Here is an 11,494-nt window from a genome sequence, read left to right on the forward strand (position 1 = left end):
ACGAACAGCAAGAACAACAAGCGCGCCGTCCCGACACGACGTCGCGCCACGCTGCCGTCGGTATCACCGCTGAACGAGGTGGGCCGCGCCGGTGTCACCGCGGCGGCCGCCGCGGCCGGTGTCGGACGGTTCCTCGTCCACACCGCGACCGACGCGCTGCGCCTGCGCCTGCCGACGCGCGGCAGCATCGCCCACGAGGTCCGCACCACCTTCGAGCACCTCGGTCCCACCTACGTGAAACTCGGCCAGCTCATCGCGTCGAGTCCCGGCGTCTTCACCGAGGAACTCTCCGCCGAGTTCGAGTCGCTTCTCGACCGCGTGCCCCCGGCCGACCCCAAGGCCATCACCGACCTGTTCGTCGAGGAGTTCGGCGCCAAGCCCGACGAGGTGTTCGCCGCCTTCGACCCCGAGCCCATCGCCTCGGCGTCCATCGCCCAGGTCCACACCGCGACGCTGCACACCGGCGAAGACGTCGTCGTCAAGATCCAGCGTCCGGGGATCGCGCAGGCCCTCGCCCCCGACGTCGCGATCTTGGAACGCGCCGCCGGCCTGGTCGAGATCAGCGAATACGGCCGCATGCTCTCGGCCCGCCACATCGTCGAGGACTTCGCCAACGGTCTCGACGACGAGCTGGACTTCCGCAACGAGGCCGCCGCGATGCGCGAGTGGTACGCCTGCCTCCAGCCCAGCAAATACGGCAGCCAGGTCCGCGTGCCCACCGTCTACGACGACTTCACCACGCAGCGCGTCCTCACCATGGAGCGCATCTACGCGACCCGTATCGACGACGCCGATGCGGTGAACGCAGCCGGGCACGACGGCGTGCAGCTGTGCCGCACCCTGTTCCTCTCGCTGCTGGAATCCGCCTTCCACGGCGGCCTCTTCCACGGCGACCTGCACGCGGGCAACGTCCTCGTCGACGACGACGGGAAGCTGGTCCTGCTCGACTTCGGCATCGTCGGCCGCTTCACCCCCAGGACGCGCCGCATCCTGCGCCAACTCGTCGTCGACCTGATCGTCCGCAAGGACTACGAGTCGGCCGGGCGCGCCATCTTCCTCCTCGGCGCCGTTCACAAACCGGGATCCTCGGCCAAGGGCGGTGCCGACATCAAGCAGGTCGCCATGCCGCTGACCGGAACCGAACTCGGCGAGATGTCCTACACCGACCTGGGACGGCAGATGGCCGCCGTCGCGAAGGCCCACGACGCCCGGCTCCCGCGCGAACTCGTCCTCGTCGGCAAACAGCTGCTCTACGTGGAGAAGTACATCAAGCTGCTCGCCCCGCGCTGGAAGGCGATGGCCGACCCGGAAATCTTCGGGTACATGGCGTCGATCATGAAAGAGGCCGAGCGCGACCGTCGCGCCGACAACGCCACCAACGGCTGAGCCGTCGCAGGGCGTGATCCCGTTAAGCTGGTCCGCATGAGACGAATCGTCCTCGGTGCGCTGGCCATCCTCGGCTTCGCGTGCCTGACCGCCGCCGTCGGGACCAAGCTGTTCCTGGTGCCGCAGCTGCGCGTCGTCCCGCTCGACCTCGACATCACCACCGTGGCGACCACCGTCGCACCCGAGGGCCAGGCCGGCGACCGCTTCCCGGCGACGCTCTTCGACCGCTGCTCGATCAAGGAGCGCACCGCCAAGACCTTCGGCGCCCATCTGACCCAGCAGCGCCGGTCGCGGATCATCGAGCCCTCCGACCGTCGCCAGGCCACCATCCAGTCGGCGCAGACGGTCCGTATCGACCACATCCGGGAGAAGGACGGCAAGGTCGTCGACCCGGCGATGGCGAAGGCCGGCGAAGAGCGCACCTGCAACGACGCCCTGCTGACCGCGAGCATCGACCGCGTATCGGTGAGTCGGAAGACGTCGGTGCCCAACGGCGCGGTCAACTCGATCCAGACCGAGGCGGTCGCCGACGGCGACAAGGTCAGCGACGCTTCCGTCGTCGCCAAGCGCCAGGGCTTCCAGTACAAGTTCGGCTTCAACGTCAAGAAGCGGGACTACCTCTACTACGACCTCACGACCCGCGAGGACACCCGCGTGAAGTTCGTCGACGAGAAGGTCATCAACGGGGTGAAGACCTACCACTTCGTCACCGAGGTGCCCGAGACCGACCTCTCCACCCTTGAGACGCCGTCTGGCGACGCCGCGTTGGGCACGATGCTCACGATGCCGGCCCACTGGTGGGGGATCACCGGCAAGGGGGTGAAGCCGGGGGACAAGATCTCGATGCACCGGTACGCCAGCTCCACCCGACACGTGTGGGTGGAGCCGCAGACCGGAACGATCGTCGACGGGCGCGAGGACCAGAACCAGTACTTCAAGTCGCCCGACCAGAGTGAGGACACGCCCAAGCCGGTCCGCGACTTCACGCTGACCTCGTTGAAGGCGACGTTCCAGTGGACGCCCGACACCGTGTCGGCCCAGGCTGGACGCGCGCAGAAGTACCTGAACCAGCTGCGGTTCGGTCAGGATGTGCTCCCGCTGATCCTCGGCGGCGCTGGGATCGTCCTGCTGCTCGCCTGGCTCGGCGGGGTCTTCCTCACCGGACGAGGCGGCGGCTCCCCGTCGCGGCACTCCGTCGACGGTGCCGGTGTCGGCGCGGGCGTCGGGTCCGGTGTTGGCGAGGGACCCGCCGAAGCTCCCGCGACTGCGGCGACGACCGTCCTGACCACCGAGCCACCCGCACCCCCGTACGGGTCGCCCGGATACGGCGCGACCGATCCGACGGTGCCCGAACCCGCGTGGCGCGAGGTCGACTCGCCGTGGCATTACAACGCGCAGGGTCAGTACGTGGCCGACGAGAACGATCCGTCGATCCGACCGACCGACAGCTGACTCAGCGTCGCGAAATCTCGTGCTCGGCGGGCTGCGCCTGCTGGACGGGCAACGGTGATCGGTCACGTAGAGCGGGGTCACGTGGAGCGCGGTCACGTCGAGCGCGGTCACGTCGAATCACCACCGCGCCGGCGACCAGCAGCGCGCCGGCAATCACGACGGTGACGAAGACGAGTTCGGCGCTGGCGCCATCCAGGCCGGACCAGAGCAGCCACACCGCGAATCCGAAGAACAGTGCCGCGGCACCCCGACTGATGACCTTCGGCGGCAGGTGGCGCACCACCGCGGACCCGAGCACGATCGCCAGCGCGTCGGCGGCGACCATGCCCAGGGTCGAGCCGATCCAGACCCCGAGCCAGTTGTTGTCAGTCGCCAGGGCGATCGTCGTGAACATCGTCTTGTCGCCCAGCTCGGCCAGGAAGAACACGCTGGTGACGGCGAAGAAGGCCGAGGCCCCGACACGCGCCGGCCCTGCCAAACCCCCGTCGACGGTGTCGCCGCGGATCGTCCATAGTCCGAAGACGATCATCGCGAGACCGGCCACGACCGACGTCAGATGCATGGGGATCGACGCGCCGAGGTAGTGACCGACGGCGACGGAGAACAGGTGGATTCCGGCTGTCGCCGTGGTGATCGCGGCGATGACCATCCACGACCGGTAGCGCATCGCGAACATCATCGCCATGAGCTGCGAACGATCACCCAGTTCGGCGACGAATACCACGCCGAAACTCAGGACCAGGGCAGAGAGCATGGGATCGACGCTAGATCGCCCCACTGAGTGCGCGCAACAGATGGGCTGGCCGTATTTCCGCAGGTAGGGGGCATAAAACTGTGCTTTCGGCGGCCCCTAAACAAGGACTGGGGACACCGGTCAAAGGAGAGCGGGAATGGCCAACAAAAGACTCGGGGCCACCGGCTCTCGCCGATGACCCCGAGTCTTAGTCAAGCTGTCGGATTAGCTGCCGCTACCCGTACTGCCGAGGCTGCCGTTACCCGCACCGGCGGGCTGGAGGCTCGGGCCGCCGAAGAAGGCGGGCTTGTAGGTGGAGTACCAGGACTCCTTGAAGCGGCGCTGCCAGTAGTCCCACCAGTGTCCGCCGTCGGGCGAGATGTGCGTGGTGAGGTGGACCGGCAGGGTGCGCAGACGGGCGATGTACATCTGGCTGCTGATCGACGCGGCGGTCTCCAGCGGAACCATCTGGACGAAGCGGGTCGGGTCGAAGTTCGGGCTACCCGGGTTGATCGCGCTGTCGTACTTGCTGGTGATGCCGGTACCCGCCGAGACGTACACGTACTTACCCGCGAGGTTGCCCGCGGAGAGGAACGGGTCGTTGGCGAACCACTCGCCGGCCGGGTAGACCCCCCACATGTTGTTGGGGTTACCGCCGACCTGACCGACCGACACCTGGATGCCCTGGGTGAAGCCGGGCATGGTCACCGTCGGGTAGCCGCTGTAGGAGGCAACCGCCTTGTACATGCGCGGGTGGCGCGACGCGATGTTCAGCGCCGAGGTGCCCGACATCGACAGACCGCCGATGGCGTTGCGACGACCGTCGGCGCGGTACTTGGACTTCATGTAGCGCGGGAGCTCACGGGTGAGGAAGGTCTCCCACCGGTTCAGACCCAGCTTCGGGTCGCGCTTCTCCCAGTTGGTGTAGAAGCTGCCGGCACCGCCGAAGGGGAGGACCACGTTGACGCCCTTGCCGCGCATGAAGCGGGCGACGTCGGTGTTGATCAGCCAACCGGTGTCGTTGTTCGGCGCGCGCAGACCGTCCAGCAGGTAGATGGTCGGTGCGTTCGGCCGATTGGCCGACACCACATACACCGGGATGCTCCGGTGCATGGCGGGCGAGTAGACGCGGTCGGTCGCCGCACGGGCCTCAGCCGACGGGGCGGTGACGGCGGTAGCCAGTCCCGCGCCGACCATCAGCGTCATGGCACCAGCGAGGAGCCGCGAGCTTGCTCGGTTCAACATTCGTTGTAGTCCTTTGATTGGTCAGCCAGCGTTCCTGACGGATGAACCGGGCTGCTTCGTCTTCTGGAATGGAACGGAACCCGCGTCATGAGACAGGGTTCCAATCGCAATCAAGTGTAACGGCTCGATAACGAGCGGGCAAAAGCTCGCGGCCCCCAACGAGCCCGATGAGCACACAACGGTTCACTCGCTCACCGTATGACATGCGGATATGCGCCCCACATCGGACTGATCACAGATTCGCCACAACGAAACTCTGGGCACATTGGCACCAGATGTCACCCGGTGCCACCCCGCACTTCCTGCCGGGTCGCCCATGCGGTTGGATTGAGCGCGACGCAGGGCCCCGGCGATCCCGGGGCCATCGACTCAGCAGGGAGCAGCACAATGAAGAAGGTCGGAGTTATCGGCGGCGGCACGATGGGCGCCGGAATCGCCGAGGTCGTGGCGCGCGCCGGTTCGACGGTGCGCGTGGTCGAGCGCGAGGAGGCCATCGAGGCCGCCCAGCAGCGGATCGAGAAGAGCCTGGCCCGCGCGGTCAAGTCCGGCCGCCTGAGCGAGGACGACGCGAAGGCCGCCCTCGACCGGATCACGATCACCGCCGACCTCTCGACCTTCGCCGACTCCGAACTGGTCATCGAGGCGATGCCCGAGATCGAGGAACTCAAGGTCGAGTACTTCACCAAGCTCGACGAGATCGTCTCGCCGGACGCGATCCTGGCGACCAACACCTCGTCGATCCCGGTCATCCGCATCGCCAACGCCACCAAGCACCCCGAGCGCGTGCTGGGCATGCACTTCTTCAACCCGGTGCCGGTCATGGCCCTGGTCGAGATCGTGACCACCCTCAAGTCCGACCGCGCCATCGTCGACAAGGTCGCCGCCTACGCCCGCGACGACCTCGGCAAGAAGACGATCGAGTCGAAGGACCAGGCCGGCTTCATCGTCAACGCGCTGCTCATCCCGTATCTCACCCACGCGATCCGCATGTTCGAGTCCGGCTTCGCCAGTGCGGAGGACATCGACGAGGGCATGGTCAGCGGCTGTGGCCACCCGATGGGCCCGCTGCGCCTGTGCGACACCGTCGGCCTCGACATCTGCCTGGCGGTCGCCGAGTCGCTCTACGCCGAGTTCGGCGAGGCGCACTACGCCCCGCCGGTGCTGCTGCGCCGCATGGTCGATGCCGGCTACCTGGGCCGCAAGACCGGCCGGGGCTTCTACACCTACTGATCCCGCCGCTCGACCCCGAGTGGGCACCCCAACACCGCCGAGTGGGCACCCAAAACGCACCGAGTGGGCAGCCGGCGCTAGCGCGTGACCCGTCGAACGAAGGCGATCGACTCGTTCAGCGCCCTCTGCCCGGCCGACGTGCCGAGTTCGAACTGGAACTCGTGGCCGAGTTGCTCGGGAGTGCTCGCGTCGTAGATCAGCGTCGAGACGTCGACCCCCCGTTGTCGCAAGGCGGACGCGAAGGGCACGCTTTGCGTCGCGGTCAGCGGGTCGACGTTGCCCGCCCCGATCCACGTCGGCGGGTAGGTGGCGGTCAGGTGGCGGATCGTCGACATCTGGTCCCGACCCAACGACGGCGACCGCCGCTGCCCGGTATAGGCCCAGAGCGTGTTGTCGACGCCCCAGCTGAGCAACCGGGTCACGGTGCTGCGCGGCTGGTCCTGGGGTTTGAGCGCATAGGCGTCGTACACCCCGCAGTTCAGCAGTGCGCCGCGCAGTTGCGACGGTGAGAGGGCCGGCACGACGCCGACCTCCCCGGCGAACGCTGGGTTGCTGATGATCGCCGACAGCTGCGACGCGAGGTTGGCGCCGGCCGAATCCCCGGCGAGCACCAGTCGGGCGGGGTCGATGCCGTATTCGCCGGCATGCGCGACGAGGAAGCGCAGGGCCTCGTTGAGTTGCCCGATCGCCAACGGGTAGCGGCGTTCGGGCGCGAGCGAATAGTTCAGCGACACGACGGTGAACCCGGCCCCGGCCAGGCGGCTCAAGTAGTGCGCCGGATCGGCCTTGTCACCCGACACCCATCCGCCGCCGTGGATCCACACGATCGTCGGCGCCGGGAGCGGGCTCGACTGCTGCGGCGACGGCGGGCGGTACACGTCGAACTCGGTGTCGCTCGGCGATTTCCCGGCGAGCGGCGACCCGACCGGGAGGTATCCGACGTCGCGAGTGACCCGGACGGCCGGGTCGGCGAACTGCGCGTTGCGCGCCCGCATGGCAACCGCCCCGTCGTCGAAGACCCGACGCGTGAGAAGCGCGCCCGGCGTCGGGGTGACGTGGAGGACGAACAGTGCCGCCACCAGGAGGAACACGACGAGAGACGCGAACCACCACAACCATCCGCTCCGCAGTATTCGACGCATGGCGTCTAGCTTGCCGCACTACGGCAAATCCCGGGTCGCGCCCATCGCAATTCGAGGCAGTGCCGCGATATGGTCGAGGACATGGATTCCTCGCAGGATTTCGCCGCCGACGCCATCGTCGTCGGGTCCGGCCTCGCCGGTCTCGTCGCCACGTATGAGCTGCAGAAGGCTGGCAAGAAAGTGTTGGTCGTCGACCAGGAGAACCGGAAAAACCTTGGCGGCCAAGCATTTTGGTCGTTGGGCGGACTGTTCATGGTCGACACGCCGGAGCAGCGCCGTCTCGGCATCCACGATTCCGAAGAGTTGGCGCTGAACGATTGGATGGGGTCGGCCGGCTTCGACCGCGACGACGAGGACTACTGGGGTCGCCAGTGGGCGCGCGCCTACGTCCACTTCGCCGCGACGGAGAAGCGCGGCTATCTGCACGACCTGGGCCTGCGGATCACCCCCATCGTCGGCTGGGCCGAACGCGGCGGCGGCAGCGCCGACGGGCACGGCAATTCCGTCCCCCGCTTCCACCTGACCTGGGGAACCGGGCCGGAGGTGACGCGCATATTCGTCGAACCCGTGCTGGACGCCGAGCGGCGCGGCCTCGTCAAATTTGCCTTCCGCCACCGCGTCGACGACCTGGTCGTCGACGCCGGGACGGTCGTCGGGGTGCGCGGCTCGGTGCTGGCGCCCAGTGACACCGAGCGGGGCGTCGAATCGTCGCGAGAGGTGGTGGGGGACTTCGAGTTCCGCGCGCCGCAGACGATCGTGACCACCGGTGGCATCGGCCACAACCACGAGTTGGTGCGCGCCAACTGGCCGGTGGACCGGCTCGGTCCGGTGCCCGAGCACATGATCGCCGGGGTGCCCGCCTACGTCGACGGTCGCATGCTGGGCATCGCCGAGGCGGCGGGAGCCAATCTCGTCAACCGCGACCGCATGTGGCACTACACCGAGGGGATCCACAACTGGGACCCGATCTGGCCCGACCACGCCATCCGCATCATCCCCGGCCCGTCGTCGCTGTGGCTCGACGCGAACGGCGAGAGGCTCGCGGCGCCGAACTTCCCCGGATTCGACACGAACTCGACGATGAAGGCGATCCTCGCCACCGGGTACGACTATTCGTGGTTCATCCTGACCCAGTCGATCATCGAGAAGGAGTTCGCGCTCTCCGGCTCGGAGCAGAACCCGGATATCACCGAGAAAGACCTCAAGGTCACCGCGAAGAGCCGGCTGGCCAAGGGTGCCCCGGGCCCAATCCAGGCCTTCCTCGACCACGGCGAGGACTTCGTCACCGCGCCGACGCTGGCCGGGCTCGTCGCGAAGATGAACGCGATCAGCCGCGGCCCGACCCTCGACCTGACCCAGATCGAGCGGGTGGTCTCGGCGCGCGACGCACAGCTGGACAACAAATTCTCCAAAGACGCCCAGCTCATGGCCGTGACCAACGCGCGTCAATACCTCGGCGACAAGATCGTGCGCGTCGCGAAGCCGCATCGGCTCACCGACCCGAAGCACGGGCCGATGATCGCGGTGCGCCTCAACATCCTCACCCGCAAGACGCTCGGCGGCATCCAGACGAACCTGGATTCGCAGGTGATCGGCGCCGGCGGCTCGCCCGTCCCGGGACTGTATGCGGCCGGTGAGGTCGCCGGCTTCGGCGGCGGCGGGGTCCACGGCTACAACGCGCTCGAGGGCACCTTCCTCGGCGGCTGCATCTTCTCCGGCCGGGCCGCCGGCCGGGCGGCGGCGCGTCAGGCCTGAGGTCGTACGGCCCGAGCCGAGTCCACTGTCCGACCCGGGCGCTACCGTGCGGGGCATGGACGACTTAATGGCCAAGCTGGGGGCCGCGCTCACCGCCGCCCCGGAGGAACGCAAACCCGCGCTCACCGCGCTGTGGGCCGAGATCGACGAGCACGACCACGCCGCGCGGTGCATCGCCGCGCACTACATCGCCGATGCGCAGGACGATCTCGGCGCCGAGGTGGCCTGGGACGAGACGGCGCTGGCCGAGGTCGCCCACGTGTCCGATGCCGAGCTCCAGGCGATCCACCCGACCTTGACGGTGGCCGGATTCCTCCCCTCGCTGCACCTCAACCTGGCCGACGGGTATCGGCGCCAGGGCCGCTTCACCGAGGCGGCCGACCGGCTCCAGACGAGCCGCGAATTCGACTTCGCACTCGAGGGCGCCGCCGACCCGGCCTACGCCGCGGGGATCCGCGACGCCCTGGAAGGGGTCGCCGCGAAGATCGCCGCGGGCGACCCGACCTGAGCAGTCACGCGACGGGGCGGCGAGCCGGGACTTTCTGCCCGGTAACCCTCATCACCCTTCTGCCCAGACGACGGCGCGCCGGGGCCTGTTCCACTAGCCTTGGAAGACGTGGCCACGCCGCAGATCATCCTCACCCGCAAGCATCAGCATGCCTTCTTCCTGGTCCTGACGCTCTCATCCGACGCCGACCTCAGCGAGGTCTCCGACGCCATCTCCGGATTCACCGGCCGGGTTCGGTCGGTTGCCTCTCGGGCGCCGGCGGCGAATCTCGTCGGCATCATCGGGTTCGGCTCGCAGGCATGGGACCGTCTCTTCAGCGGCCCACGGCCCACCGAGCTCCACCCGTTCATCGCGTTGCAGGGCAAGCACACCGCCCCGTCGACCCCCGGTGACATCCTGTTGCACCTCAAGGCCGACACGACCGACCTCTGCTACGAGTTGGCCACCATCGTCCTGGGCGATTTCGGCGCCAACGTCACGGTTGTCGACGAGGTACACGGGTTCCGCTATTTCGACATGCGCGACCTCATCGGCTTCGTCGACGGCACCGAGAACCCCGCGGGAGCCCAGGCGGTCGAAACGATCACCTGCTACGACGAGGCACCCACGCTGGCCGACGGCAGCTATGTGACGGTGCAGCGCTACGTCACCGACATGGTCAAGTGGAATGCGCTGGCCGTCGACGCGCAGGAGGATGCCATCGGCCGGTCGAAGTCGGAGAACATCGAGATGTCCGACGACGCCAAGCCGGCCAACGCGCACATCGCGCTCAACGTCGTCTACGACGACGAGGGCAATCAGTTGCAGATCTTCCGCGACAACATGCCGTGGGGTTCGGCCGAGGGCGAGCGCGGAACCTATTTCATCGCCTACTCCTCGTCGCCGGCGATCACCGAGCGCATGCTGGAGAACATGTTCATCGGCGATCCCGTCGGCAATACCGACCGGCTGCTCGACTTCACCACCGCGGTCACCGGTAGCCAGTTCTACGTGCCGCCGGTCGAGTTCGTCGACGATCCGCCACCGGTGCCGGATGTCATCGAGCGCACCGACGGTGACGACGACGAGGCTGCCCCGGCACAACCGATCACCTCGTCGGACGGATCCCTCGGCATCGGTTCACTGCACTAGTCGCCCGGCACCAATCGACCCATCCCGTTCAGGAGGACACCATGAACAACCTGCACCGCCACCTCGCCCCCATCTCCGACGCGGCGTGGGAGGAGATCGAAGCCGAGGCATCGCGCTCGTTCAAGCGCAACGTGGCCGGGCGGCGCCTCGTCGACGTGACGGGTCCGCTCGGGTTGACCACCGCCTCGGTCGATACAGGTCACCTGACGAAGATCGACGCACCCGACGCGAAGATCTCGGCCTCGCTGCGCCAGTCGCAACCCCTCGTCGAACTCAAAGTGCCGTTCACCCTGAACCGCGCGGACATCGACGACGTCGACCGCGGTTCGAAGGACTCCGACTGGGACCCCGTCATCGACGCGGCGCGTGAACTCGCCCTGGCCGAGGACCGCGCCATCTTCGAGGGCTACGCGGCGGCCGGGATCGACGGTCTGACCAAGAACGCGCTGGGACCGATCAAGCTGCCCGACAACGTCGCCGACTACCCCACCGCGCTCGCCGAAGCGCTCAGCGCGCTGAAGATGGAGTCGATCGACCACCCGTATTCGGTCGCGGTCTCGGCCGACCTCTACAACGCGATCAGCGAGACCTCCGACCACGGCTATCCGGTGCGCGAGCATCTGCAGCGCCAGCTGGTCAACGGCGAGATCTTCTGGGCGCCCGCGATCTCCGGCGCGTACGTCGTGTCGCAGCGCGGCGGCGATTTCGAGCTGGTGCTCGGCCAGGACGTGTCGATCGGCTACGACTCGCACGACGCCGACGTGGTGAACCTGTACTTCATCGAGTCCTTCACCTTCCTCGTCTACACCCCCGAGGCTGCCGTCGCACTGAGGTAGGCGCCTCCTCCCGCACAAATCCGTTCCTCCCGCAGAAGCTTCGTCGGGAAGAACCAAAAAGTGCGGGAGGAACCGG

10 protein-coding genes are annotated in these 11,494 nt (G+C 67.7%); 7 read left to right on the forward strand and 3 right to left on the reverse strand.

The features are described from left to right. Positions 1-51: 51 nt before the first annotated feature. Together HUN08_RS17820 and HUN08_RS17825 are read left to right on the forward strand one after the other, a co-directional pair. Positions 52-1,386 (forward strand): AarF/ABC1/UbiB kinase family protein, encoded by a 1,335-nt coding sequence (locus HUN08_RS17820; protein WP_124246278.1) that lies wholly within the window; start codon positions 52-54, stop codon positions 1,384-1,386. Positions 1,387-1,422: 36 nt separating this feature from the next. Beyond that, positions 1,423-2,838, forward strand: coding sequence for a DUF3068 domain-containing protein (locus HUN08_RS17825; protein WP_124246208.1), 1,416 nt, complete (start codon positions 1,423-1,425; stop codon positions 2,836-2,838). A gap of 1 nt (position 2,839) precedes the next feature. Here the strand turns inward: HUN08_RS17825 and HUN08_RS17830 are convergent, their stop codons facing one another. Together HUN08_RS17830 and HUN08_RS17835 are read right to left on the reverse strand one after the other, a co-directional pair. Next, complete coding sequence (locus HUN08_RS17830; RefSeq protein ID WP_124246207.1) at positions 2,840-3,592, reverse strand: TMEM165/GDT1 family protein; 753 nt, start codon at positions 3,590-3,592, stop codon at positions 2,840-2,842. Between the two features lie 204 nt (positions 3,593-3,796). Beyond that, positions 3,797-4,816 (reverse strand): alpha/beta hydrolase family protein, encoded by a 1,020-nt coding sequence (locus tag HUN08_RS17835; RefSeq protein WP_124246206.1) that lies wholly within the window; start codon positions 4,814-4,816, stop codon positions 3,797-3,799. Between the two features lie 387 nt (positions 4,817-5,203). Here HUN08_RS17835 and HUN08_RS17840 point away from each other — a divergent pair, with 387 nt between their 5' ends. Next, entirely contained in the window at positions 5,204-6,046 is an 843-nt protein-coding gene (locus tag HUN08_RS17840; protein WP_124246205.1) for a 3-hydroxybutyryl-CoA dehydrogenase, read from the forward strand. A 77-nt stretch (positions 6,047-6,123) separates the two neighbouring features. Here the strand turns inward: HUN08_RS17840 and HUN08_RS17845 are convergent, their stop codons facing one another. After that, positions 6,124-7,188 carry an alpha/beta hydrolase gene (locus HUN08_RS17845; RefSeq protein ID WP_124246204.1) on the reverse strand — a complete coding sequence of 355 codons (1,065 nt, stop codon included), beginning with the start codon at positions 7,186-7,188 and terminating at the stop codon, positions 6,124-6,126. Between the two features lie 81 nt (positions 7,189-7,269). Here HUN08_RS17845 and HUN08_RS17850 point away from each other — a divergent pair, with 81 nt between their 5' ends. The 4 genes from HUN08_RS17850 to HUN08_RS17865 all read left to right on the forward strand — a co-directional run bounded on the left by HUN08_RS17850 (position 7,270) and on the right by HUN08_RS17865 (position 11,418). Beyond that, positions 7,270-8,943 carry an FAD-binding dehydrogenase gene (locus tag HUN08_RS17850; RefSeq protein WP_124246203.1) on the forward strand — a complete coding sequence of 558 codons (1,674 nt, stop codon included), beginning with the start codon at positions 7,270-7,272 and terminating at the stop codon, positions 8,941-8,943. Positions 8,944-8,998: 55 nt separating this feature from the next. Continuing rightward, positions 8,999-9,451 carry a hypothetical protein gene (locus HUN08_RS17855; protein WP_124246202.1) on the forward strand — a complete coding sequence of 151 codons (453 nt, stop codon included), beginning with the start codon at positions 8,999-9,001 and terminating at the stop codon, positions 9,449-9,451. Between the two features lie 108 nt (positions 9,452-9,559). Continuing rightward, positions 9,560-10,582, forward strand: coding sequence for a Dyp-type peroxidase (locus HUN08_RS17860; RefSeq protein WP_124246201.1), 1,023 nt, complete (start codon positions 9,560-9,562; stop codon positions 10,580-10,582). 41 nt (positions 10,583-10,623) lie between these two features. Then, positions 10,624-11,418 (forward strand): family 1 encapsulin nanocompartment shell protein, encoded by a 795-nt coding sequence (locus HUN08_RS17865; protein ID WP_124246200.1) that lies wholly within the window; start codon positions 10,624-10,626, stop codon positions 11,416-11,418. The last annotated feature ends 76 nt before the right edge of the window (positions 11,419-11,494 follow it).

The sequence above is a fragment of the Gordonia sp. X0973 genome, from assembly GCF_013348785.1.
Classification (GTDB): Bacteria; Actinomycetota; Actinomycetes; order Mycobacteriales; family Mycobacteriaceae; genus Gordonia.

Bases quoted from the DNA above. Each gene is read 5' to 3' on its own strand.
- HUN08_RS17850 (WP_124246203.1), top strand. From the start codon at position 7,270: ATGGATTCCTCGCAGGATTTCGCCGCCGACGCCATCGTCGTCGGGTCC.
- HUN08_RS17825 (WP_124246208.1), top strand. From the start codon at position 1,423: ATGAGACGAATCGTCCTCGGTGCGCTGGCCATCCTCGGCTTCGCGTGC.
- HUN08_RS17865 (WP_124246200.1), top strand. From the start codon at position 10,624: ATGAACAACCTGCACCGCCACCTCGCCCCCATCTCCGACGCGGCGTGG.
- HUN08_RS17855 (WP_124246202.1), top strand. From the start codon at position 8,999: ATGGACGACTTAATGGCCAAGCTGGGGGCCGCGCTCACCGCCGCCCCG.
- HUN08_RS17845 (WP_124246204.1), bottom strand. From the start codon at position 7,188: ATGCGTCGAATACTGCGGAGCGGATGGTTGTGGTGGTTCGCGTCTCTC.
- HUN08_RS17830 (WP_124246207.1), bottom strand. From the start codon at position 3,592: ATGCTCTCTGCCCTGGTCCTGAGTTTCGGCGTGGTATTCGTCGCCGAA.
- HUN08_RS17840 (WP_124246205.1), top strand. From the start codon at position 5,204: ATGAAGAAGGTCGGAGTTATCGGCGGCGGCACGATGGGCGCCGGAATC.
- HUN08_RS17835 (WP_124246206.1), bottom strand. From the start codon at position 4,816: ATGTTGAACCGAGCAAGCTCGCGGCTCCTCGCTGGTGCCATGACGCTG.